Consider the following 23,683-nt stretch of genomic DNA (forward strand, 5'->3'; position numbering starts at 1 on the left):
TTCAATGCAGTTTAAGATCGAGCGTTACGCGGTATTCGTCCGCTTCTTCCCGGATTTCGAGTGTATAGCGGCCGGGATAAAGCAGGTCGAGCCGTTTGCGGCAGTTGGCGATGCCGAAGCCGCTCTTCTCGGCGGACGGACGCACGACGACCGGATTGCGGGTCGTAAAATGCAGCCAATCGCCGTCGAGGGCCAAACCGATGAAAATATCGCTCCGCACATGAGACGACACGCCGTATTTAAGTGCATTCTCCACGAAGGTGATGAGGATCATCGGGGCGATCGCGGCATCGGGACGCTCATTGCGTTTCTCGATCGAAAAATGAACATGCGTGCGGTCGTTCATGCGGTTTTTCTGCAACTCGATATACTGGCGGATGTAGTCGATCTCGGCCCGGAGGGGAACCTTATCCTTTTCGGCGTTGGTGTACATGTATTTGGTCAGGTCCATGAACTGCATGAACGCCGTCTCGGCCCGTGACACGTCGGTCAGCATCAGCCCGTAAAGGGTATTGAGCGTGTTGAAGAGGAAATGGGGATTGATCTGGACTTTGTAAAGAGCCAGCTCCGCCTTCCGTCGTTCGTGCTCCGCGGCCTGCCGTTCGACGATCTGGCGGTAAAGCTCGGCAAGCGTGCCCACGGCGAAACTGAATGCCGCGACGACGACATAAAGGAACCACACGGCCCGCTGATGGAGAATCATCAGACCCGCACGGGGCGTCATTTCGGGAGCATAAGCCCGGGGCCGCATCCGGGGCATGGCCTGCTGGGGAATCTCGAAGCGGTAGCGGGAAATAAGCCACGTCACAACGAGAGTGACGGCGATAACGGCAATGGCGGCGACAATCTGCCGACGGCCGCGGAACATGCGCGGAACGGCATAATAGCGGTATGCGAAATAGACGACGTAAAGCCACCCCACGAACAATACGACGAACGGCGCGTTGCTCGCGGCCCAGCGATTGACCGGCAGCAGCCAGATCATGAAAGGCAGCAGGACAAGGCAGAAAGCCAAGTCGATCACAAGGGGCAGACAGTTGTTCGTGCGCATACTGTTCAGCGGTTCATCCATTTGCAAAGATAGCAAGATTCGGGCATTCGTGAAAATTCCCGGCAGGTCGTTGGCCCCTGTTTTCGTGCCGTTCGCCACTACATTCCGGGGCAGGCGTTTTTTCTGTCTCTCTACTGGCTATCTTCGTTTCAGCAAACCGAAAAATTGTTGTAGCTATGAAAAAGATCGTGTTGGTTCTCGCGGCAATGATGTTTGCCGGAATCGTTCAGCAGGCCGAAGGCGCAGCCCGCCGCCCTCATACGGCGACCATTCGGGTCGGAGGTCCTCGGTGGCATATCGGCATGCGGTTTTTGAAGCGTCCGCACCGCTGCATCGTAATCCGTTTCAGAGACGTACCTTATTATTACGCCGCCGGAGTCTATTATCGGAAAGTCGGCAAGGAGTACGAAGTGGTCCTGCCCCAGATCGGAATGCAGGTTCCCGAACTGCCTGAGTACGGCGTGAAAACCATCGAGACTGACGACGGCATCCGTTTCGTCTATGACGGTGTGATTTACAAGGCCGTACCGACGAAAAAAGGCGTGAAATACGAGGTCGTGGGATTCATGAAATAAGAACCGATAAAACCTAAAAACAACGTATTATGAAAAAAATCGTATTTGCAATGCTGGCCGTATTGGCCGCATGCCGGATCGCCGCGGCACAGCCCGCGCAGCAGGAAAACGCATGACGCCGCAACAGCGCACCGAGCAGCGCATCGCTCGCATGGACGCCAAATTGAAACTGACCGACGAACAGAAAAAGCAGATCCGAATGTTCTGCGCCGAGTTCAATGCCCGAAAGTTCGCTCCCGAAGAGCGCAAGAAAGCATTGGCCGAGTTGAACGAAAAGATCGCCTCGGTCCTGACGGCCGAGCAGGAGACGATTTATCGCCAGATGCAGAAAGAGGCCGCCGCACGCCGGAAAACCGAAAAAGCGAAGGGGCAGTCAGAAGTCAAAAAAGACCGGACATGAGCAAACACCTATTTTTCGCAACGATGATCCTGTGTCTTTCATGCGAAACGAACGGCGGCGAACGGCAGCAGCTTCAATCGTTTATGTTGCAGGAACCGGAACTTCTGGCAAGCGGATTCCGGTTTACGGAAGGGCCTGCGTGGTGCGCGGACGGCTATTTGCTGTTCAGCGATCTCAACGACAATAAGATTTATAAGTGGACCGAACGTGACGGCGTTACGACTTTTTTAAGCCCCAGTGAAAATTCGAACGGCATCTTCTATGACGGCACGCGGTTTTGGGTATGCCGCCACATGGCCAGAAACATTGCTGTACTGAGCAAAGAGGGCGAGATCGCATCGGTTGTCGGCTCGTATGACGGGCTTAAACTGAACAGCCCGAACGATATTGCCGTAAGCAAACAAGGAACCGTATACTTCACCGATCCGGATTACGGTGTCGAACCGGAGGATCGGGAACTGGATTTCGAAGGGGTGTATTATGTCGTTAAGGGTAGCGAAGAAGCCATCCTTGCCGATGGTTCCCTATCGAAGCCCAACGGCGTGGCGCTTTCGCCCGACCACTCGAAACTCTATGTTTGCGAGAGCAGTTCCAATACGATCCATGTTTTCGACCTGACTCCGGCGGGAAAACCGGTGAACAAGCGGGCGCTCTGCAAGATTGTCGGAGACGGAGAGGTCGACGGCATCGCCTGCCATAAGAGCGGCTGTCTTTTCATCGCTTTCTCTGCGGGAGGTGTAGTCGTACTTTCCCCGGAAGGAGCGCAAAAAGAACGCATTACATTCTCGGCAAAGGACCGGATTCGTAATCTGTGCTTCGGGGAAGACGATGGAAACGCCCTTTTCGTAGCGGCAAGCCAGTCATTGTACAGGGTACGTTTGACCTATTAAGGCATGATTCAAAAACAAAGATAAAATATACGGAAATATGAAAACCAGCACCTTATTTTGCTTTGCGGCACTGCTTGCCCTCGTATCGTGCTCGAAGGACAATACTTTTGAACAGGAGCAAGATCCTGCCGGGAATAGCCTTACCGCAGCCATCGCCGACGGACTTCATGACAGTTGGAATACCGGTGACGTTATCATGTTGTTTCACGACGGACAAGCGGCCAGCGTTTCCACGCTGGCGTCCGGCGGCACATCGGGGCTTTCCGGCTCCGTCGAAGGCACGTTCACCGACAGCAATCCCTTGTATGGCGTGTACCCCGCAGAGAGCGCGGTATCTTCCGACCGTGAAAGCGTGACCGTAACCGTTCCCGCCGCACAAACGGCTGAGAGCGACAGCTACGATGCAAAAGCCGCCGTATCGGTGGCCCGCACGGTCTCCGAGTCCCTGACTTTTCAGGCCATCGGCGGCGGCATAAAACTGAACTTTCAGATGTCAGGCGTAACAAAGGTCGAGTTGGAAAGTGTCGACGGCTACGCCTTGGGTGGTACGGCCATGATAAAGTGGAACGAACAGGGAAAACCCGTAGTCGTTGAAATGAAAAACGCTGCCTCCATGCTGGTTTTCAACGCCACCGATGATTTCGGCTTCACTTCCGGCAAAGACTATTATATCTCCGCCCTGCCTTGCGACCTTTATGGCGGGTACCGGCTTTCCATCTATAAAGACGGCTTGGTCGCCCACTATTTCGGCGTGCATCAGACGGTGGAACGGGCCGATTATATAACCCCAGCCGATTTGGTGGAGAGCGAACTGGAGTTCGACGACCCGGATGCACCGCTCGTGGAAGAGGAACGCCCGGAACTGGATGCCACCACAAGCGCCCTTTTGCGTCAGTATCAGAAAGATCCGACGGAAGAGAACAAACAGGCGTTGTTGGCCCAGATGGGACTCCGCTACGACAAAGTCGTGGCTCGCAAGAAAGCAAAACTCCGTGAACTGGAGCGGGAAGCGAAAACCCCCGACCTCGTGGAAGAGATGCAGGGCATTGTGGATGAGATGGTCGAGAATCGGGATATTCGGCTCGGACAGCAGTTCCTGCGGCTTATCGACCCGCGAGCCGACGACGACCCGAACGACGCATGGATGGTGCTGCGCGGTGCTTCGGCTCCGAATGCCTACATCGGCTATGCACCTGTGACAAACGCCGAATACGCCGCATTCAAAGCGGATTTCGTTTACGATGCGGACAAAGAAAACTATCCGGTGGTGAACATCACGATTGCTGAAGCCACGGCTTACTGCGACTGGCTCACGGCCCAAGACAACACGCACACCTATCGGCTTCCCACCGACGAAGAGTGGGTGCTGGGCGCAGGACACATGCCGAAGGATGTCGTCATGAATGCCGGACGTGTGGAATCCGGATTGACGGCGGTGGATGCTTACAGCCAGACGACCGGAGCCTGCGGAGGCATCGACTTCTGGGGCAACTGCTGGGAGTGGACCTCCTCGACGGACGCAAGCGGCTCGTATATTATCAAAGGAGGCAGTTGGGATTCCAGCAGGGATGACTGCCGCAGCGAAAAATCGGATGATGTGAGAATCGGGACACAGGGCTACGCCAATGTCGGTTTCCGGGTGGTCAGGACCGATTTCTGACACCCCTTTCATCCCAAAAAGTGCAGTTCATTTTTAGTATGAGCTGCACTTTATATTTAATAACTGTTAATATAAGCGCCCCGATTCGTCAAGAGAAATGTAAAATGGGCATTACAGCAAAAAATGCAGGCAGAGCGGGTAGCGTGTAAAATCGAAATCTATGTTGATTTATATTAATTTTTACCGTATATTTGTGCTAACGAGTTCTTTATTAAGATGAAGATTTGCAGCAAAGCTGTGCAGAAGATCGGTCAACAGATCGTTAACCGCCACAAACGAAAAATCCTCACAACTCGCTGATTAGCTTATTGCAAGGATTTAATCGTCTGCTTCCGAGCGGAAAACGGAACTCGGACCTATTGTCTTTGTTCTTTATGTATCAATATGTTATAACTGCTCTTTGTTTTTGAGGTCACGCGATTGTTTTACTCCTCATTACATCTCTATGCTATGATACAAAAATACGAATTATTTTTGATATTTCCAACAGTTGATCTGAGGAAAAAATCAATTTGATTTTCGAGTTTCTGTCGATAGTTATCTGACAATGTTTTCCTTAATCTGGTCGACGATATAATGTACATCCTCATCCGACACATAGGGACCGCTGGGCAAGCACAGCCCCTGTTTGAATAAGGATTCACTTACGCCGTTCACATAAGCCGGATTCTTTGCATAAACTGGCTGCAAATGCATCGGTTTCCACAAGGGGCGCGATTCGATTCCTGCGGCATCCAATGCCATACGCATCGCCTCGACGTTCGTGTTCGGCTCACAGTCGGTATGCAACGTCTTCGCTTCGTGCGTAACTCCGGCTGCTCCGCCTACGGCTCCTTGTATGGCTGTTTCGTAAGCATGCTCCTCGCCTCTGACGTGTAGTGTGGGGGCAAGCAGAATCGTACAGAGCCAATAGTTGCTGTCATAACGAGGTGACGGATTCTCATGGAGTTCAATTCCTTCCACTCCGGCCAATAGCTCTTTATAGAGTTGGCAGACGTGTTTGTGATGGACGATGTGGTCATCAGCAACGGTCATTTGGCCACGGCCGATTCCGGCGCATATGTTTGACATTCGATAGTTGTAGCCGATGTGTTCGTGCTGATAATAAGGATATGCTTCACGAGCCTGTGTAGCGTAGAACATGATCTCTTTTTTCACCTCGGCATCCGGGCAAATCAATGCCCCACCACCCGATGTAGTGATCATCTTATTGCCGTTGAACGATAGAACACCATATTGGCCGAACGTTCCGAGGACCTGCCCGTCGAACTTTGAACCGAAACCTTCGGCGGCATCTTCAATGACGGGAATGTCGTATTTATCGGCAATCGCCATAATCTCGTCGATTTTGTAAGGCATGCCGTATAGTGCAACCGGAACGATCGCCTTCGGTTTCTTACCGGTCTTTGCGATACGTTCTTTGATAGCCTTTTCAAGCAAAGTTGGGTCCATGTTCCATGTTTCAGCTTCAGAGTCGACGAAAACCGGAGTGGCGCCAAGGTAAGTCACAGGATGAGAAGAGGCACAGAATGTAAAACTCTGTACTATTACCTCATCGCCCGGCCCTACTCCGCAGGCCAGCAGGGCCAGATGCACAGCGGCTGTGCCGGACGCGAGCGCGACGACCTCTTTGTTGCCGCCGGTGAATTGTTTCAGGTCCTCTTCGAAAGCATTGACATTCGGACCCAATGGAACCACCCAGTTCGTATCGAATGCCTCTTTGATAAATTGCTGTTCCTTGCCTGACATATGGGCCAAGCAGAGGTAAATTCTGTTTTGTGCCATTTTATTTAGGTATTTCCGCTAATTCATAGGATCGGAATATTGTCTGAAAAATCAATCGGATATCACCCCAGAATGTATGTTTATGGTAGTAATTGAGGTTGATTCGTACTTTATCCGGAAAAATTACCTCATCGTTATATTTCACCGGATTGGAAACCAAAGCCAAGATTTCCTCTTCATTGGCATATTTCAGCGAGGCCGGACCTGTGATTCCGGGGCGAAGTTTCAGAATGAGACGATCTTCGCCCTGAAGTCGATCCGCATATCCCGGGACATCAGGACGGGGCCCGACAAAGCTCATGTCGCCTTTCAGAACATTCCAAAGTTCCGGAAGTTCGTCTAGTTTATACTTTCTCAAGATACTTCCAAATGGTGTGATTCGACTCTCTCCGGCCACAGATACAGAACTTCCCGAATGGCAGACGGTCATCGACCGGAACTTATACATCGTAAAGAGTTTCCCATTCCGGCCTACACGTCGCTGCTTGAAAATCACCGGACCTCCCGGCATCTTCATTTTGATCAAGAGGGAGATAACTATCAATATAGGCCAAAGAACCAACAGCCCGACCAATGAAGCCGTCCGGTCAAAAAGGTATTTCATTACTCAATATTAGTTTTTGTCGGGTAAAATACGGCAGGGAATACCGACAGCAGTGCGATTGGCCGGAATAGTTTTATCGACCAATGTCTGTGCCCCGATAATGGCGTGTTTACCGATTTCGATATCGGTCCGTGCTATCACCGAGGCTCTCATACCGATATAAGCACCATCTTGAATCGTAATTTTATGGTGTCCTTGGTTTTTACCATGACAAGCAAAATAGACGCCATAAGAGATAGTGACATTCTCACCGATTTCTATGAGATCAAAGCACATATCATCGAAATAACAACGCATGCCGATGAATGTGTTCTTTCCGATTTTATAGCCGCACCACCTATAACATTGTACACGCAGACCATTGAACGGTATGGAAGGAATAAATACCGCAGAAAACCATTTCCGTACCGGCTTCAATAAAATGGTGAGGAGTGAATAGTAACAATAATAGGGGGGGGGAGTTTTTCTGACTTTACGCCAAAGAAAAGAGGCTACTGTCTCTCTCTGAGCCATATGCTTATTTTTTGTTAAATATTACGCTAATGAGTCCGCACAACGAGCCCCATCCATAGGATAGATGTAAAACGATAAAACTCCATAAAAGATAACCAAAATGCAAGCCTTTTCTATGTGCGAGCATTCCACTAATTGTCCCTACTGCAAATAAATATCCTACGATTGATAAAATAGCGACCAATCCTAATGGTGGCCAAATGAATGACACAAGTACCGGCAATATGAGTGATATGAGAAAAATCAACGGGATAAAATGGCGCAAGGAGAGCGACCGCAACTGTCCTGTGTAATAAACAGTCAGAATGTTCCACTTGCCGTTTCCAAAATTATTCTTTGCCAATCCACTGAACGTTTCGCGTGCCAAATAAGTGCAATAGGTGTCCGGAACGATTACGATTTTACCTCCGCCATGCTTTATTCGCTTATTTAGCTCAATGTCTTGATTGCGAATTAAGCGCTCGTCATATAATCCATATCTATCAAACACACTACGAGGCCAGCAACCAAATGGAACTGTATCGACCTCCATAATTTGATTAATCCCGGTTCTGAATGCAGAGTTTCCAACTCCAAATTTATTACTCAATACTTCCCGAATCGCCAAAGTCTTTGGTGTTTTATTCAAAACGTCTGTTTTACAGACCACGCCAACATTTTCAACACGAAGTTCACACGAATATCGATATAAAACAGAAAAATAGTCAGGTTGATAACTCGCATGAGCATCAAGGCGAATGATTATATTACCTTTTGAAGCATGTATACCAATATTCATTGCACGCGGAACAATCTTATGGGGATTGTCAATCAACCGAATATGCGAATATTGTTTAGTGTATTCAGTGACGATCGCCCGAGTACAATCAGTGCTCATACCATCCACAAAGAGTACCTCCAGATCGTTGTATGGATAGTCCTGTGATAATACAGAGTCTATGCACTGACGAATGTATTTTTCCTCATTGTAGATTGGGCATATAACACTTAACATTATGTAAATTATATAATTATGAATAGATTGTTAATTGCGCTTAAATAACAATACTTTGATCTTATTATATTTATTTCCTAAAATATTTTTGGACAAAGACAACAATTTCCATTTAAGAAATAGTTTATTTCGGTGATGTTTGTTGGAGATAATTGCAATAACATCTGTTGAAGTCATGCCTTGATATATTACATAACGCCCGAATATGGGTACTCCATAGGAACGCTTTACTTGAGTGGTAGGAACAGAGGTATAAAGCTTATTTATTCCTGCTTCTAAAGCCCTTTTCCTCACGATTGAATTTTCATCTCCATTAGGTATGGATGCACTAATATTCGCTGTTATATATGGTTTTATTAAATTAACAGAATTTGCCCACTCTTTTGTGATCTCATTTTCTGATAATGCTGTTAACGGTTTATGAGAGTGAGCATGTGACCCTATATGATGCCCTCTGTCTGATAGCTCTTGCAGTTGAGCTGATGTTAGAAAAAGAGGTGTATTTATATATTCTGTACTAATGAAAAATGTTCCTTTGAGACCATATTTTTCCAATATCGGAGCTGCTAAAGTTAAAAATGACACACCTCCATCATCAAATGTAAAATCAACTTGTATTTCTATATGTTCACGGCAATAATCAACTACTGCTTTAACATGCTTTTCGAACTCATCTACTTGAATTTTATATTGGAAAGCACTTTCGTTTTGGAATCCACTCTCTGTACCCGACTGAATATATAAATCGTGATACATCAGCGCTATTTTTACCATACTATTTTTTGAACTTTCTGATAGAATAAAAAGCTTTTTTTGCAAAATTTTTCATAGGTATAACAAATGGATATTTTGCAATTAAAATTTGAGGTTTGGAATATTGGATAGGATTATATTTTTCTTTGTATGGTCGAATACCTTCCATTTCCAATAGGGATATCCCGGCTTCCTTCATTAGTTTAATAGCTTCAAACATTAGCAATTCATTGGGACAATATTTCTGATAAGCTCGGTAACTTGCCGCTCCCCAATAAAAAGCCATATGGTTATGGTAAATAAATATGATTGTAGCTATACATATATTGGTTTCAGGGTGTCTAGCTTCCAACAAAATACGATGACATGGCGATACATTATCAAGTAAATACTTGACGTGATCGACTGAATAAGTGGGAGTTAAACCTTGTTTAGAGAAAACATCAACTAATTCATTATAATATTCTTCAGCAAATTCATGGAGGTGCTCTGGAACTTGAATTTTAACTCCCAATTTTTGCGCCTTGTGGATAGCATATTGACATGATTTCTGTTTAAAACTTTTGAAAAGAATATCAATATCAGGAGAAAGATCCAAATAATAACTGCTTTGGAAATTAAAGTTTTTAAAATGACCTATTGCATCTTGGTTGTCTAAATTCCAGTCTGAAAACTGAAGAAGAATACAGTATTTTAAACAAAACTCAGAAAATTTCTTGTAAATAGAGATACGTTGTTTTTTATTGAGTGAATATAACGAACATATTCCTTGATAACTTGTTGTCCAGCCTTCAAATGGAGACCCAATGATATTCAAACCAATTTTTTTGAACTTATATCCAATAAAGAAACCAATGAGTTTTTCTTCGAGATAAATTCGGACAACAAACGGTTTCAAACCTTTACATACAATCAAGAATTTCATCCAATCTCTTGTATGGAAAATATTAGAATCCGAACAAGATTCTATTTGAGTCCATGGAATATCATTCTCTTCGCAGATTGTAAATTTGTACATATTTGATTATTTAGATATCAGTTTTCGCTTTTTATAATTCAAGATTCAACTATTTCATTGTTGAATCTTCCCTCTTACGGCAAATGTCATTGATATCATTTCTGCAATAAGGCGTGAGATATAAAAAAGGATATTATAATGGCGAATATCTTGTAAATAGTATCTAGTATAATTAATTATCAAATTAAGGTTATTTTTTAACCGTTGGCCTCTTGGTCTTAAGCGATTTATAGCAGAACCATCTCGATTTCGACGGTAGTATACACAATTTGGAGATGCCGCTTTCAATATTTTTATTTTATTGGATATCTGAAACATGAATAAGCCATCTTCTCCGACTTTGAACCTCGGATCAAATCTGCGTATTCCTATTGCATTTTTGGATAAGATTTTTGCAACTGGCACCGACATGTAGGATCGGGCTTGCATGATTGTGATTTTATTTTTATTGTGCAAATTTTTATAACATTCTGTGAGATAGTTAGTTTCATATTCCCTCGTAACATGATTGAAAGCTATTACATTGCTCACAGGAGTTATACCATCTTTTGCAATATTATATAACTCTTGGAGATAAGTAGGAGAAATATAATCATCATCATCGATAAACGTCAAGAACTCTCCCCTCGCGTTATCAATACCTATATTTCGAGCATTTGAAACGCCTGGAGTATCTGTTTGAAGCATTGTTAGGTTTCCTATAGAATGCTTTGATATGAATAATTCTATTTTTTTAGAATACGGTTCACGACATCCATTTAAAATAAGAATCACTTCAAACTCCTCCTGCGGCATTGTTTGAATTTGTATAGATTTAAGGCATTCCCATAAATAATCCTGAGGTTTATAGGAGGGAATTATGACAGAGACCTTTATTGGTTCCAATGCTAAAACAATGTGTTATAATTAAAATTATTGATGCAAATGGCAGACATATTAAAAGAAGTCGTCAATGCTCTTTTTATTCCATTTTGAAGGGATTCTATGCTGTTTTTCTCAACAACATAACCATTAATACCCTCATATATGATTGTGTTGAAATCAACACAATTAGAAGCAACTACCGGCACGTTTAACGTTAGTGCTTCAAGAACTACATTGGGGAAACCTTCTGTACGAGAAGACATTATGAAAAGATCTGATGCCTTGATATATGGGTAGGGGTTAGGTTTATGCCCCATTAATATTATATTTTCATGTAGACCTTTTTTATCAATCAAAGATTGTAAATAGTTGCGGTATCCTGCCTCATAACGTTCTTCTCCAAGGATTCTAACCTTTATATTATGATCCGATTTAATCAATGGAGTAATGGCTTCTATTAAAATATCAAAACCTTTAACGGAATAAAGGGCTCCTACTGCTATTATATTAAATTCTGACTTGGAAATATTTTCAGCAATTGGTTTTTGAGATTGCGCACTCACATAGTCTTTGTCAATTAGATTGAAAATGACCTTTACTTTTTGAGGTGATAACCCATAATTTTTTATAATATCTTGGCGCATATACTCGGTTTGAGCAATCACTATATCCATTTTTCTGTAAAATAACGGATAAATATAATGCAGTAGCTTTCCTTTAATGCTCGTTTCATATATTTCAGAAGGCGTAACAGCAACACGAGTATAGATTCTAAAATTAATCCTTGTCAAAAATCGCACAATTGGCAACATATACGCGATTGTGCCATGCGAGGTAAATACACTATGAGGTCGAAATTCGCGTATTAACTCACACAACTGTTTCAGCGCTTGTCGCATATGCGATTTATCCGCAAAAGTTATAGGAATCTGCGGATTAATATTACACTTTTCAAATGTGCAAGTATAAAACACCTTGATTTCATATTTGGACAGGTCCAAACTATTGATAATATTAATGAATACTCGTTCTGCACCACCTCCATTTACTGATGTGCCAACGAATAAGATTCTATGCTTCATTATAAGGTAATAAATTAGTCTTATTCAGACGGTATAATGCGTATATAAATACAGATATAATAAACCACCACTTACGAGATTCCCAATTGGTTGTAAGCATGGAAATAAGAGGTATAATCAATAAGAGATAGTAAACTGATTTGTTTTTAATCTTGATCGATTTAAGATATAAAAACAGGCGGGATAAATAATATAAAACTAAAGATAGTCCGATTATACCAGTAGTTGTTAATAGATTCAGATAAAAATTATGCGCTCCAATTTTCAGACCGGAATATTGAGAGAAAACGGTTATAAATGTCCCCCATCCTGTTCCTTTGATTATTGGAAAGTCGGGTAGGCTTAGCATATCAAATATTTTACTCCAAATATAGCCTCGTCCAGCCATTTCATTCTCTGCTATTTGATCTTGAATACCTAAATAACGTTCCTGAACGGCTTCCGGAAGGGCAAAAAAGAAATATAGGATTCCAAGTATCAATATTAATACAGAGAGGACGGACTTCAAATTATTTTTCTTCCAAATTTTCGGAATTGAATAAAATAATAATGTCGTTGCCAACATTATTATACCGTTCCGCGAACCTAAAATTAGAATGAAATAGCTGAATATTGCAATTCCTATTATACATAGTATATTAAGCATTCGTTTGGTACGAGATAAATTTGTTGAAATTATCAATAAAAAAATTATCGCGTAATTTATCATGAACGCATTTTCATTAGGGTTTCCTGTCGTAAATTCAGATCGATAACTCATATCGACAGCCGAGTTTACTTGATACTCCCCTAAACTTGCAATTCCTATATACCCGCATCCTAAACAAAATGCTACCATTGCCCATTTCAGCCTTTTATAATCACATATTACATTAGTTGCCAACACTGTGACAATCATATATTGAATCAGTAGTTGTACTCTATGCAACGTCTCATCTTGATCGTAACTCCAGATGATCGAAATGAAACAATAGAATATGAATGAAAATAAAATTACAATGTGGGGCTGCTCTGTTGTTTTTATTTTATAGCAACTCGAAATATCGAATAAACTTGCCGCAAACAATAAAATGAATACAATCCGTCCATAAGATATATCTTCAGCAATAGTGATTGCCTCCATTGGAATAAGCCCAATATATAGAATTGTCAAGATATATATTATTTTCCCCATTATTCTCGAGTTGTGATCAATCTGGCTGGATTTCCACCTATAACCGAATAGGACGCAAAATCTTTACATACTACAGACCGTGCTGCTATTACAGTTCCATCTTTTACCGTCCGGCCAGGAGTGAATAAAACTTCACGACCGATCCATACATCATTGCCGATGCGAGTAACTTTTTTGTCTGTATAACCTTGTGACCGAATACTTTTTGATTTATCTTTATACGCATGATTAAACGCGAGGAAAAAACATTGCGGTCCCATCATTACATTATCCCCTATTTTGACATTGGACGGTAACATACAATTTATTCCCATGCCGGAATTATCTCCTATTTCGATTTCTAACCCTGATCCAAAGTTGCACCCATGCTCAATATTTACATTTTTCCCACACTTCAAAAAAATATGTTTGCATATTGTATATCGAATAGCTTTTGCTCGAAATAATTTACCCATAAAACTATAACTGCTGGGAAGATGTATAGCGAGGCCATAGTATAATGCAAGCCATATTAGCTTAGTTTTATGATCTCCTGGCTTATTACTATATGGACGATTATATGTTGATGCCATAATGACGAAGCAAATTGGTCACATTAGATTTTAATTGGAATTTTTGACGAGCATGATTCCCGGCAGCATTCCCCATTTGAATGCGTAATGATTCTGAGTTGATCAAATATTCCATCGCTTCAGCCAGTTGTTGTGGGTTCTCCTTGTCTATAAGTATTCCGGTTACACCATTCCGAACACTCTCTACAATGCCACCGACACGAGTCCCTATTGTAGGAATATTTGCAAGAGATGCCTCCATAATAGAAAGAGGAATTCCTTCAGAACGAGATGGCTGACAATATATATCACATGCGGAAAGCAATTCAGGAACTGTATCTATTACACCAATCCAACGAATATAATCACTAATGTGCAATTGTGCTTCCAATTGATGCAAAGTTTCTGTTTGTTCCGGATTCTGCCCCCCGCCGATTTGTACTATTTGAAAGTTTGCTATTTGCTTTTTATGAACAAGTATATCTATGGCTTTCAAGAGAATATCCACACCTTTAACGGGGTTATGATAGGCTACATTGGCAATCTTTATTTTGTCCACAGCCAATGTATATTTTGAAATCATTTCACGCTTATCGTAAAAAAAATCTTCAACCCCAAGATACTCTGTTACTACTTTTTTCTTCCCCCACCACAACCCGTTGCACATTGCATCAGTAGAAGCTTGCGATACACACAAATATTTTGTGCATATTAAGGTCTCCATACTATAAATAATTCGAGACTTAAATGTATCCAAAGATGGAAGGCAATGCTGCGTTGCAATACGATACTTAACCCTGCAACTTATCGCCGCTAACATTGCAGAAAACCCACAACTCGAAAAATTTGTATGTATGGCAATTGTAAGATATTGTTTAATCAGCTTCCGAATGGCTTGATAATGCTGAAAATGACTTTTGAACGGTATTACACGATATTCACCTCCAATAGATTTCAGGTCATTGATATAATCCTGACATGCGGGTTCTATGGAAAAACAGACAATTAAATGGCACCCCATCGATTTGAGCTGCCTGCATTCCTCAATGATGAATTTTTCAAATCCACCATATTTTTTTGCTCCCATTCCGATTATTTCAACAATTGTAGGGAGCGAGTTGTGATTATTTCCCATATTGTTCTAATATGTCATCAGAAAGCAACCGAGGTAATTGATCTATGTCTGTTTTTACTATTTTTGCAGGGTTGCCAGCAGCAATACTATTAGCAGGAACATCTTTTGTAACGACACTACAAGCAGCAATTACTGCTCCTTGTCCAATTTTTACCCCTTTACAAATACGGACATTGCTTCCAATCCACACATAATTCTCTATGATAATCGGAGCCGATTGACTATATTTCCATCCGCGATATTCAGAGTCCCATGGAGTTTTGTACATCAATGCACGATCTTGGGGATTGACCGGATGATTATTATTATCGCACACAGTAATATTATCAGCTAAACGGACATAATCCCCCATATTAATAGAATTGCTACACAATATTTTGCAATCAAATCCAATGTGACAATGCTCTCCAATTGTAATTTTCCCTTGATTCTGTGAACAAATTGTTCCGGAAAAAAACCTAAAATCATTGCCAATAATGATGTCTTTAGCCGTTGAGCCTCTAAATGGACGTATATGTGCATGACGAAGAATTTGAGCTTTTCCAGTAAATGTTGCATTCTTATGAGCCTGATGGCAGTTATACCATTTGCCTGGCAACTCTATTAGTTTGAGTATAAATGAAATCATAATTGTTTTTTTACAAGATTAACTAAATGGGTAAATGCGTCTAATTTAAATATGTAAGATAGGCCGGCATAACTAGCAATTCCTATTAAAATCTCAACAAACAGACGTATTGTAGGTTGTATATTCATGAACCTACAACTTAATACCAAACAAACCATCACTCCTGTTGTAGTAAATATTGGTATAAGTTCCTTGAATTGAGAATATATCGAATATTTTATCTCTTTTCCACAGTAATAGGTAATAAATAAACAACTGCTAATTGTTGCAATGACATATCCTAAAAGAACGGCAATTATTGACTGTTTTATTGTAAGAATAATGAATATGGTCATCAATAAGTATTTAAGGAGATTTAGCCTAAAATAGAGCCGTCCTTTCCCTAGCGCCTTAATCACATTAACATTAATCATATGCATAGGATACAGGGAACTAGTGATACATAAGAGGTGAAAATATGGGACTGACGGAAGCCATTTCTCAGTTAAAAGGACCTCAAATAAGTCGTGACCTATAGCTGCAATACCAAGCATTATCGGCAGATGTAGGTACATTGTCACATTGATGACCTTTTTATATGCACTCCGCAGTCGATCCATGTCATTTTGCAACTCAGCAAAAGCAGGAAAACTCACTCTTTGTACAGCAGACATTACAGTACCAGTCGCAATATTTTCAAATCTAAAAGCCTGATTATAATAACCCACATCTACAACATTAAAGAAACGACCGATTATAACCGTATAGATATTTTGAAATATCGATGCCAGAGCGAAAGTGCCTAGAAGATTAATGCTGAAATTCCAAATTGTTCGAATTGAGTAAAAACTGAATTTAATGACTGGCCTCCAGTCATTAATTATCCATAAAGTAAGAGTCCTTACTATATATAAGGTTAATGTTTGATATACAAGAGCCCAAACTCCGTAACCGCTATAAGCATAATACAAACCAACAAACCCTGATATTAAAGAAGAAACCACAGATACCAATGTGAGTTGCTTCACTTTAAGTTGTTTCGTTAAAAGGGTATGTTGTATTATACTGAATGCATTAATTGGGAATAAGAGAAAAAGAGTGCGAGATATACTTATTAATGAGGGTTGTCGATAGAATTCTGCGATAAATGGTGCTAAATAATACAATACAACAAAAACGGCTAAACTTAAAAGAATGTTTAAGAAAAAAATTGTACTATAATCTTTGTTTGATACATCTCGTTTTTGAATGAGAGCCTGTCCAAACCCACCATCGATTAACACCATTCCGAAAACGGTAAATATATGGATCATATTGACTAATCCATAATCTGCCGGGGTCAATTTTCTGGCAAGTAGAACAGTGATGAAGAATCCTATAAATAATGAGGCGAATTTTTCAATCGTCCCCCAAATTACACCTGCAACAAAAGTTTTTCCTAAACTGGCCATAATTCCGAAGAGACTAAACAAGTCATATTATGATTACACATAACATGACTTGTTTAAATAGTTACAATCTGCCATCAGCCTCTTTAAGCAACCACTTCACATCATAAATTACATTGCGATCTTTTCTAATTTGGTCAATATTCAAATCTTGAAATTCGTTATGTGCCACAGCCATAATTGTTGCATCGAATTTATTCATGGGAAGTTCGCTAACAATATCAATATTGTATTCAAGCTTAGCGACTATTGGATTGGCCCAAGGATCATAGACCGTAATGTTCACATTATATTCTTTGAGCGCTTTGTAAATATCTATTACTTTAGTATTGCGTACATCAGGGCAGTTTTCTTTGAACGTGAATCCCATAATCAGAATTTCAGAGTTTAAAACCTGAATCCCCTTCTTTAACATTAGCTTAATGACTTGGTTCGCGACGTAAGCCCCCATTCCGTCATTCATGCGGCGACCGGCCAGAATGATCTCTGGGTTATAACCGTGGCGCTGTGCGCACTGTGCCAGATAATAGGGATCTACTCCGATGCAATGACCACCTACCAATCCCGGCTTGAATGGCAGAAAATTCCATTTTGTAGAGGCTGCCTCTAATACATCTTGGGTATTAATACCCATGCAAGTGAAAATTTTTGAAAGTTCATTCACGAAAGCGATGTTAATATCACGCTGTGAGTTCTCTATCACTTTTGCAGCTTCTGCAACTTTGATTGTCGGAGCCAGGTGTGTGCCGGCAGTGATCACCGAAGCATATACATCATTCACAAATTGCCCGATTTCGGGTGTAGAACCTGACGTCACCTTTTTGATTTTTTCAACTGTATGTTCCTTGTCGCCCGGATTGATGCGCTCCGGAGAATAACCGGCAAAAAAGTCTTCATTGAATTTCAGCCCGGAGACCTTTTCAACCACCGGAATGCACTCATCCTCCGTAACACCCGGATAGACGGTCGATTCGTAAACCACGACATCGCCTTTCGAAATCACCTTCCCGACCGTCGTACTTGCCCCGTAGAGGGGTGTCAGGTCCGGATTGTTGTTCTCATCGACAGGAGTGGGAACTGCAACCACATAAAAATTGCAATCTCTGATATCATCAATATTTGAGGTACAAACAAAACCGTTGTTAATAGCGGATTGCAACAATTCATCTGAAACCTCCAGCGTTGCGTCATGACCTGCCATCAGCGCATCAACGCGCTTCTGATTCATATCGAAACCAACGGTTTTATACTTCGTGGAGAAAAGGCGAGCCAATGGCAAGCCCACATAACCGAGCCCGATTACGCAAATCTTTACTTCTTTCATTGTTCTATGTTGAGTTTATTTTGTTTTACAGATTTTCACGATACCATTCGACCGCCTCTTTCAGGCCGTCGCGCATGGAGAATTGTGGATTGTATTCCAATAGGCGGCGCGCTTTGTCGATCGACGCCAGCGAGTGCGGGATGTCTCCCGAGCGGTTAGGCCCGTGTGTGGGTTCGATCCGTCCGATCGCCGGATCGTATTCCGAGAGAAATTCCTTCAGGTAATCGACCAGTTGATTGAGTGTTGTGCGCTCCCCAAACGCCGTGTTGTAGATCTGGTTTACCGCTGCGGGGTTGGTCGTGTCAATGGCGCGGAGGTTCATCTGAATGACGTTGTCGATGTAGGTAAAGTCGCGGGAATATTCGCCGTCGCCGTTGATGTTGGGTGCTTCGTGGTTGAGGAACTTCTTGACGAAAAGCGGAATGACCGCAGCATAGGCGCCATTGGGATCCTGCCGACGACCGAACACGTTGAAATAGCGCAGGCCTATGTATTCGAACCCTTCGTAGGTGCGGGCGAACACATCAGCATAAAGTTCATCCACATATTTGGTTATCGCATACGGAGAAAGCGGTTTGCCGATCACATCCTCCACTTTGGGAAGACTCTTCGAATCGCCGTAGGTCGACGACGAGGCTGCAAATACGAACCGGCGCACTCCGGCGTCGCGTGCGGCCACGATCATGTTCAAAAAGCCGCTGATGTTGACTTCATTCGTGGTGACAGGGTCTTTGATGGAACGCGGCACAGAACCCAAAGCCGCTTCATGTAATACATATTCGACCCCTTCCACGGCTTTACGACAATCTTCAATCTTGCGGATGTCGCCGACGATCAATTTGAAACGGTCAGGGTAGCTTTCGATCAGCGGAATGAGATTTTCCATGTGCCCTGTGGCGAAATTGTCCAGGCAAACCACATGGTCGCCTCTTTGCAGCAAGGCTTCGCACAGGTTGGAGCCGATGAAACCGGCTCCGCCGGTAACTAATACTTTATTCATAATGATGTTTTGAATCGTTTCCGATTTATTTTCATTGAGCTTCGATCCGCACCTCTTCGCGGTCGTATATTTCATATTTGGAATTCTTCGACTTAAACTCTGGAACAGTCCTCTTCATGAGCCGTATCATATCGGGGATACAGACCGAACGGGAGAGGCTTTCCAGTTCCTCGGCTACCTCACATGCCTCCCGGTAATCATACTCCCGAACTTTTGCGATCCGGATACGGTCGTGAAGTGTCGGTTCTGTATTCTCTTTATTCGAAAGTACTTCCTCGTAGAGTTTCTCACCCGGCCGCAGACCCGTGTATTCGATCTTGATGTCCTTATCCGGTTCGAAACCCGCCAACTCGATCATCCGACGGGCCAGATGGGCAATCTTCACCGATTCGCCCATGTCGAAAACGAAGATCTGGTTGCCCGTCGACATCGTAGCTGCCTCCATCACCAACCGGCAGGCCTCCGGAATCGTCATGAAGAAGCGCGTGATATCGGGATGTGTAACCGTCACCGGGCCACCTTTGGCGATCTGCTCCCGGAAACGAGGGATCACCGAGCCGTTCGAACCCAGCACGTTTCCGAAGCGCGTCGTCACGAATTTCGTCTTGCCCTTCATCGTCCCCTGTTCGATCGACAGCCCCAGCGACTGCACATAGATTTCCGCAAGGCGTTTCGTGCAACCCATCACATTCGTCGGGTTCACGGCCTTGTCCGTCGAGATCATCACCATCTTCTCCACATCATACTCGATACACTTGTCCGCCACGTTGCGCGATCCGGCAACATTCACCAGCACCGCTTCGCAGGGATTTTCCTCCATCAACGGGACGTGCTTGTAAGCCGCGGCATGGAATACCACTTGAGGACGGTAAGTCCGGAATGCAAAGTCCAGACGCGCCGGGATTCGCACGTCACCGATAACCGGAATGAATTTCAACTCCGGATAGCGTTCTTCCAGCTCCAGACGCAGGTTGTGCATCGGGGTCTCACCATTATCATACAGAATAAGTTCCCGGATACCGAACGTTGCCAACTGTCGGCATAGTTCCGAGCCGATAGACCCGGCGGCGCCGGTTACAAGAATGGTCTTGCCTCGGAAATTGGCGATGATCTCCTCCATCGAGATCTTGATTTCGGGGCGGCCCAGCAGGTCTTCGATCTTGATCTCGCGGATCGACTGCTTCATGATCTTACCGTCGATAACCTCGTCGATCGGCGGCGATATCAGCACCTTGACGCCTTTTTCTGCGCAGTAATTGATCAGGCGTTCCTGCTCCTCCTGTGCATCGTCGTTCGTGGCGAACAGTACGGCATCGATATCGAAGCGGTCGCGCAGGTACTCCACGCTTCCGGCATCCTCGAAATAGTAGACCGGACAGTCTGCGACCGTATGATTGCGCAGACGCTTGCCGTATGTCAGGAAACCCGCTACCCGGTAGTGAGGCGAGTTCTGCAACCGCGGAACCAGCGACACCGACTTGTCGCCCGTGCCGTAGACCAGCACCCGCTGACAACTGTTACGTCGGACGGATTTCAATTTGAGCAGATCGTAGATGACGATCATGCAGAGGCGCAGGCCCAGCAAAAGGAACAGAGTCACCAAGACATCCAATAAGAAGCCCATGGCAACAGCGGCCATCGATGGAGCCGGACTCTGAGGCAGCATGAGGACATATCCGAACATCAGCGCGTCTTTCAGCAGAACCGCGGCGCCGAGTTTCCACACCTCGCGTAAGGTCGAGTGGCGGATGATGCTCCGGAATGTACGGAAAAGGACGAACGAAATAACGCTGAGTAAGCATGAGCCAGCCAGAAGACAGGCTCCGTATTCGACCGTAAAAACAGGATTGGGGAAAAGACCACGCACCAACAGGTACGCAATGAAGGTGGCGAAAACCGAAAGGAGGGCATCGATACCCAGGATTAACCACGAGGAGAAGTATCGGGAAGAAAGGTATTTCTCAACTCCGATACGCGATAGGAAGTGATAAATCATGTGAGGCGCGTAAAATTAGGTCTCTAAAATTCAGCAGTCGGTTATGTCAGTTCTTCCACCTCTACCCTATGCCATTCCCGATAACGCTCGGGCGGGAGTTCTTCCGTTGTCAGCACTCGGTAGTCCGGTTCAGCAATCCGCAGGATATGACGGCGGGAATAAGCGCGCAGTTCAGCGTCTGTGACTGCGGCCATCACGACGGGGAATGGATAGGTAATGAAACGTATGACGGAAGTTTCGCTTCGGGGAAATAACCGGCATAGCTGATAGGCCGAGTGCTCGAAGGCCACCCAGTAATTTCCGAATCCGTATAAATGGGCAAACCGCTGGTTGTCCTTTTCCCGGTTCAAGATTTCTGCCTGATGAGTCGACAGAAAATCCATCAGGCTTACTCCCGGCGAACTTGCGTTTCCGGCAGGCTGTTGTCTGTCCGAGATTCCGGCTGTTTCGGTGCTTTTCATAGATTGGATATTGCTGCGGAAGGTATCAGTGTCAGTGCCCCAGCCAGCGGTCATAGTCGTCCAAACGCTGGATAAGTTGGGCTTTGCTCTTTTTGGGATTTTCTTCCTGCCGCCACTTGTCGATGATCTCATGCGCTTGGGTGTGGTACAGGCAACTGTTCGTGCATCCGTAAAGCGTGGTGAGAAGCAAGGCGCGGGATTGTTCCGCCTTGATGAGCGGGAGCATCGACTGAAGGGTCCCGATCAGTTTTTCGGTTTCCTCACGATTGCCCAATATCGTATGAGCCGGGAGCAGCAATGCGTAGAGTTTACTGCGCATGATGTCGGAATCCATGCGCAGACTGCCGTATTGTTTCACTGTTTCGGCGGCCAGTTTGCGGTCGGCTTCGGTTGCTCCGCCTTCCTGATGGTAGAAACGCCCTAATGCCTCGTGTAGTTTTAAAAGCAGACGATCGTTTTCCAGCCGGGTGTAGACGTGTTTGCCGTCGTCGTTCAGGGCGATGACCTCATATTGGCCGGGTTGTACACGCAGTAACGGAATCCACATGTAGTTCTCCACGCAGACCATGATATCCCGCTTTCCGGCGCCGGGTTGGATAATAACGCTGGCTTCGGCTCCTTTGAACTGTCCTTCGGTGATGCGTATTCGGTCACCTTTGATAAGTCGCTCCGGTTTCGGCGTATAGACGGGGACCACATTGGAGTATGAATCGGCTATCCATTGCAGGTTCCTCATCGCGTCCTCGGAGAGATAGGGATGATATTCGTGTTTTCCGTCTTTAATGCGGGGCAGGAAATTGTATTGGGGCAGCCATTGTTTCATCCGGTAAATCTCGTATTCCGAGGCGTGGACGAATACATAGTTATACAGCAACGGGCGACGGGTTTCGACAAACCCGCCGTCTTGCTTTTTCACCTCCACATACGAAGGTGCGAAATACTCGAATAATGGCTCTCCGTTTCTGCGGCGGCGTTTGAGTTCCTCTTGCAACCCTTTTGCCGGACCTTTGTGGCAGGAGGGAAGCACCATCACATACCACCTGACGACATGAATATCCCTCATGCGATCCGAAGATGTCGGAACAGCAGAAACGAATTTGGACCTTTCGAAGGAGCGAGAATCGATTTTCACCGATTGTATCGGTGATTCACCCTTTCTCATAGACAATTCAAAGCCATACCGGTGCTGTTGTTGAATGCACTGATATACAATAGATTAGACGCCGCACTAAAGAGAATTCTGAAAATTTCACTATCCTCTTCTTTTTCTAAAATAAACAAGGTCAAATTCGTGTTCCCATCATTTGACCCTGTCTCGCAACTTAAAAAATACCTCTTTGTTTTTAAGGAGGAAAACGCAACTTCATATATGGTTTCTTTGTAAGAGACCATATGCGACATTAAATCCCTGAACGTCTGCCGTATGTGCTGGATGTATATTCATAGATATTGCAAACAAGCCTCCCTAATTAGAAAATTTACGATCAGCGGTAAGGTGCGATTCGTAGGACATTTTGCAGAATCTGCCGGTTGGTTATCAGACGTAAATGATTAATTTGCANGCTGATCGTAAATTTTCTAATTAGGGAGGCTTGTTTGCAATATCTATGAATATACATCCAGCACATACGGCAGACGTTCAGGGATTTAATGTCGGTTATGGTCTCTTACAAAGAGACCATATATTCTTGTTGGCAGATTTATTGTTCCCAATTACACTGCGAATGTCGCAAAAATCATTTCAGCCATTCCGTAGCTTGTTTTGCAAGATTCCGAATCTCAATGCTGAGAGTTTTCA

At 44.1% G+C, this 23,683-nt stretch carries 23 protein-coding genes; 4 read left to right on the forward strand and 19 right to left on the reverse strand.

The window, feature by feature from the left end; all coding sequences use genetic code 11:
• Position 1 precedes the first annotated feature (1 nt).
• The gene (locus BN5935_RS03135; protein WP_235820992.1) at positions 2-1,072 is read right to left on the reverse strand and encodes a sensor histidine kinase; all 1,071 of its coding nucleotides are present in this window, start codon (positions 1,070-1,072) and stop codon (positions 2-4) included.
• A gap of 155 nt (positions 1,073-1,227) precedes the next feature.
• Between BN5935_RS03135 and BN5935_RS03140 the strand changes: the two genes are divergently transcribed.
• The 4 genes from BN5935_RS03140 (at position 1,228) to BN5935_RS03155 (ending at position 4,576) form a co-directional block, all read left to right on the forward strand.
• Complete coding sequence (locus tag BN5935_RS03140; RefSeq protein ID WP_064974814.1) at positions 1,228-1,626, forward strand: DUF6515 family protein; 399 nt, start codon at positions 1,228-1,230, stop codon at positions 1,624-1,626.
• 70 nt (positions 1,627-1,696) lie between these two features.
• Positions 1,697-2,026 (forward strand): hypothetical protein, encoded by a 330-nt coding sequence (locus tag BN5935_RS03145; protein WP_147625761.1) that lies wholly within the window; start codon positions 1,697-1,699, stop codon positions 2,024-2,026.
• Positions 2,023-2,916: an SMP-30/gluconolactonase/LRE family protein gene (locus BN5935_RS03150; RefSeq protein ID WP_064974816.1), complete on the forward strand. Its 894-nt coding sequence runs from the start codon at positions 2,023-2,025 to the stop codon at positions 2,914-2,916. The genes BN5935_RS03145 and BN5935_RS03150 overlap by 4 nt, the downstream gene beginning before the upstream one ends.
• 37 nt (positions 2,917-2,953) lie before the next feature.
• Complete coding sequence (locus BN5935_RS03155; RefSeq protein ID WP_235820993.1) at positions 2,954-4,576, forward strand: SUMF1/EgtB/PvdO family nonheme iron enzyme; 1,623 nt, start codon at positions 2,954-2,956, stop codon at positions 4,574-4,576.
• Between the two features lie 537 nt (positions 4,577-5,113).
• Here the strand turns inward: BN5935_RS03155 and BN5935_RS03160 are convergent.
• The 18 genes from BN5935_RS03160 to BN5935_RS03225 form a co-directional block, all read right to left on the reverse strand.
• Complete coding sequence (locus BN5935_RS03160) at positions 5,114-6,361, reverse strand: DegT/DnrJ/EryC1/StrS family aminotransferase (protein WP_064974817.1); 1,248 nt, start codon at positions 6,359-6,361, stop codon at positions 5,114-5,116.
• Between the two features lies 1 nt (position 6,362).
• Positions 6,363-6,965 (reverse strand): sugar transferase, encoded by a 603-nt coding sequence (locus BN5935_RS14805; RefSeq protein WP_082944008.1) that lies wholly within the window; start codon positions 6,963-6,965, stop codon positions 6,363-6,365.
• A 9-nt stretch (positions 6,966-6,974) separates the two neighbouring features.
• A complete protein-coding gene (locus BN5935_RS03170) occupies positions 6,975-7,478 on the reverse strand; it encodes an acyltransferase (RefSeq protein ID WP_064974819.1) in 504 nt (167 codons plus the stop codon).
• Positions 7,479-7,482: 4 nt separating this feature from the next.
• Positions 7,483-8,472: a glycosyltransferase family 2 protein gene (locus BN5935_RS14810; RefSeq protein ID WP_082944009.1), complete on the reverse strand. Its 990-nt coding sequence runs from the start codon at positions 8,470-8,472 to the stop codon at positions 7,483-7,485.
• Positions 8,473-8,502: 30 nt separating this feature from the next.
• Positions 8,503-9,246: a polysaccharide deacetylase family protein gene (locus BN5935_RS14815; protein ID WP_082944010.1), complete on the reverse strand. Its 744-nt coding sequence runs from the start codon at positions 9,244-9,246 to the stop codon at positions 8,503-8,505.
• Position 9,247: 1 nt separating this feature from the next.
• Positions 9,248-10,243 (reverse strand): GNAT family N-acetyltransferase, encoded by a 996-nt coding sequence (locus tag BN5935_RS03175; protein ID WP_064974820.1) that lies wholly within the window; start codon positions 10,241-10,243, stop codon positions 9,248-9,250.
• A gap of 54 nt (positions 10,244-10,297) precedes the next feature.
• Positions 10,298-11,128: a glycosyltransferase family 2 protein gene (locus BN5935_RS14820; RefSeq protein WP_162272055.1), complete on the reverse strand. Its 831-nt coding sequence runs from the start codon at positions 11,126-11,128 to the stop codon at positions 10,298-10,300.
• Positions 11,129-11,130: 2 nt separating this feature from the next.
• Entirely contained in the window at positions 11,131-12,189 is a 1,059-nt protein-coding gene (locus tag BN5935_RS03180; RefSeq protein ID WP_064974821.1) for a glycosyltransferase, read from the reverse strand.
• Positions 12,179-13,363, reverse strand: a complete 1,185-nt coding sequence (locus BN5935_RS03185) for an O-antigen ligase family protein (protein WP_064974822.1) — start codon at positions 13,361-13,363, stop codon at positions 12,179-12,181. The genes BN5935_RS03180 and BN5935_RS03185 overlap by 11 nt, the downstream gene beginning before the upstream one ends.
• A complete protein-coding gene (locus BN5935_RS14825) occupies positions 13,363-13,935 on the reverse strand; it encodes an acyltransferase (RefSeq protein ID WP_082944012.1) in 573 nt (190 codons plus the stop codon). The genes BN5935_RS03185 and BN5935_RS14825 overlap by 1 nt, the downstream gene beginning before the upstream one ends.
• Positions 13,919-15,049, reverse strand: a complete 1,131-nt coding sequence (locus BN5935_RS14830; RefSeq protein ID WP_082944013.1) for a glycosyltransferase — start codon at positions 15,047-15,049, stop codon at positions 13,919-13,921. The genes BN5935_RS14825 and BN5935_RS14830 overlap by 17 nt, the downstream gene beginning before the upstream one ends.
• Entirely contained in the window at positions 15,039-15,677 is a 639-nt protein-coding gene (locus BN5935_RS15675) for an acyltransferase (RefSeq protein ID WP_082944014.1), read from the reverse strand. Before BN5935_RS15675 ends, BN5935_RS14830 begins: the two co-directional genes overlap by 11 nt.
• On the reverse strand, positions 15,674-17,107 hold the full coding sequence (locus BN5935_RS14840; protein WP_147625762.1) for a lipopolysaccharide biosynthesis protein: 1,434 nt from the start codon (positions 17,105-17,107) through the stop codon (positions 15,674-15,676). Before BN5935_RS14840 ends, BN5935_RS15675 begins: the two co-directional genes overlap by 4 nt.
• Positions 17,108-17,168: 61 nt before the next feature.
• Positions 17,169-18,428, reverse strand: a complete 1,260-nt coding sequence (locus BN5935_RS03205) for a nucleotide sugar dehydrogenase (protein WP_064974826.1) — start codon at positions 18,426-18,428, stop codon at positions 17,169-17,171.
• Between the two features lie 25 nt (positions 18,429-18,453).
• The gene (locus BN5935_RS03210) at positions 18,454-19,428 is read right to left on the reverse strand and encodes an SDR family oxidoreductase (RefSeq protein ID WP_064974827.1); all 975 of its coding nucleotides are present in this window, start codon (positions 19,426-19,428) and stop codon (positions 18,454-18,456) included.
• A gap of 31 nt (positions 19,429-19,459) precedes the next feature.
• Positions 19,460-21,424: a polysaccharide biosynthesis protein gene (locus BN5935_RS03215; protein ID WP_064974828.1), complete on the reverse strand. Its 1,965-nt coding sequence runs from the start codon at positions 21,422-21,424 to the stop codon at positions 19,460-19,462.
• Positions 21,425-21,465: 41 nt separating this feature from the next.
• Complete coding sequence (locus tag BN5935_RS03220; protein ID WP_394330952.1) at positions 21,466-21,807, reverse strand: hypothetical protein; 342 nt, start codon at positions 21,805-21,807, stop codon at positions 21,466-21,468.
• Positions 21,808-21,916: 109 nt separating this feature from the next.
• Complete coding sequence (locus tag BN5935_RS03225; RefSeq protein ID WP_235820994.1) at positions 21,917-22,948, reverse strand: transcriptional regulator; 1,032 nt, start codon at positions 22,946-22,948, stop codon at positions 21,917-21,919.
• Positions 22,949-23,683 lie beyond the last annotated feature (735 nt).

Origin of the sequence: Alistipes provencensis (genome assembly GCF_900083545.1) — a bacterium.
GTDB classification, from domain to species: Bacteria; Bacteroidota; Bacteroidia; order Bacteroidales; family Rikenellaceae; genus Alistipes; species Alistipes provencensis.

What these genes read in the sequence shown, in the direction of transcription:
- BN5935_RS03220 (WP_394330952.1), bottom strand. Translation starts at nt 21,807, where the DNA reads ATGGATTTTCTGTCGACTCATCAGGCAGAAATCTTGAACCGGGAAAAG.
- BN5935_RS14830 (WP_082944013.1), bottom strand. Translation starts at nt 15,049, where the DNA reads ATGGGAAATAATCACAACTCGCTCCCTACAATTGTTGAAATAATCGGA.
- BN5935_RS03225 (WP_235820994.1), bottom strand. Translation starts at nt 22,948, where the DNA reads ATGAGGGATATTCATGTCGTCAGGTGGTATGTGATGGTGCTTCCCTCC.
- BN5935_RS03160 (WP_064974817.1), bottom strand. Translation starts at nt 6,361, where the DNA reads ATGGCACAAAACAGAATTTACCTCTGCTTGGCCCATATGTCAGGCAAG.
- BN5935_RS03185 (WP_064974822.1), bottom strand. Translation starts at nt 13,363, where the DNA reads ATGGGGAAAATAATATATATCTTGACAATTCTATATATTGGGCTTATT.
- BN5935_RS14825 (WP_082944012.1), bottom strand. Translation starts at nt 13,935, where the DNA reads ATGGCATCAACATATAATCGTCCATATAGTAATAAGCCAGGAGATCAT.
- BN5935_RS03145 (WP_147625761.1), top strand. Translation starts at nt 1,697, where the DNA reads ATGCCGGATCGCCGCGGCACAGCCCGCGCAGCAGGAAAACGCATGACG.
- BN5935_RS14815 (WP_082944010.1), bottom strand. Translation starts at nt 9,246, where the DNA reads ATGGTAAAAATAGCGCTGATGTATCACGATTTATATATTCAGTCGGGT.
- BN5935_RS14840 (WP_147625762.1), bottom strand. Translation starts at nt 17,107, where the DNA reads ATGGCCAGTTTAGGAAAAACTTTTGTTGCAGGTGTAATTTGGGGGACG.
- BN5935_RS03215 (WP_064974828.1), bottom strand. Translation starts at nt 21,424, where the DNA reads ATGATTTATCACTTCCTATCGCGTATCGGAGTTGAGAAATACCTTTCT.
- BN5935_RS03175 (WP_064974820.1), bottom strand. Translation starts at nt 10,243, where the DNA reads ATGTACAAATTTACAATCTGCGAAGAGAATGATATTCCATGGACTCAA.
- BN5935_RS03170 (WP_064974819.1), bottom strand. Translation starts at nt 7,478, where the DNA reads ATGGCTCAGAGAGAGACAGTAGCCTCTTTTCTTTGGCGTAAAGTCAGA.
- BN5935_RS03140 (WP_064974814.1), top strand. Translation starts at nt 1,228, where the DNA reads ATGAAAAAGATCGTGTTGGTTCTCGCGGCAATGATGTTTGCCGGAATC.
- BN5935_RS03155 (WP_235820993.1), top strand. Translation starts at nt 2,954, where the DNA reads ATGAAAACCAGCACCTTATTTTGCTTTGCGGCACTGCTTGCCCTCGTA.
- BN5935_RS15675 (WP_082944014.1), bottom strand. Translation starts at nt 15,677, where the DNA reads ATGATTTCATTTATACTCAAACTAATAGAGTTGCCAGGCAAATGGTAT.
- BN5935_RS14805 (WP_082944008.1), bottom strand. Translation starts at nt 6,965, where the DNA reads ATGAAATACCTTTTTGACCGGACGGCTTCATTGGTCGGGCTGTTGGTT.
- BN5935_RS14810 (WP_082944009.1), bottom strand. Translation starts at nt 8,472, where the DNA reads ATGTTAAGTGTTATATGCCCAATCTACAATGAGGAAAAATACATTCGT.
- BN5935_RS03150 (WP_064974816.1), top strand. Translation starts at nt 2,023, where the DNA reads ATGAGCAAACACCTATTTTTCGCAACGATGATCCTGTGTCTTTCATGC.
- BN5935_RS03180 (WP_064974821.1), bottom strand. Translation starts at nt 12,189, where the DNA reads ATGAAGCATAGAATCTTATTCGTTGGCACATCAGTAAATGGAGGTGGT.
- BN5935_RS03210 (WP_064974827.1), bottom strand. Translation starts at nt 19,428, where the DNA reads ATGAATAAAGTATTAGTTACCGGCGGAGCCGGTTTCATCGGCTCCAAC.
- BN5935_RS03205 (WP_064974826.1), bottom strand. Translation starts at nt 18,428, where the DNA reads ATGAAAGAAGTAAAGATTTGCGTAATCGGGCTCGGTTATGTGGGCTTG.
- BN5935_RS03135 (WP_235820992.1), bottom strand. Translation starts at nt 1,072, where the DNA reads ATGGATGAACCGCTGAACAGTATGCGCACGAACAACTGTCTGCCCCTT.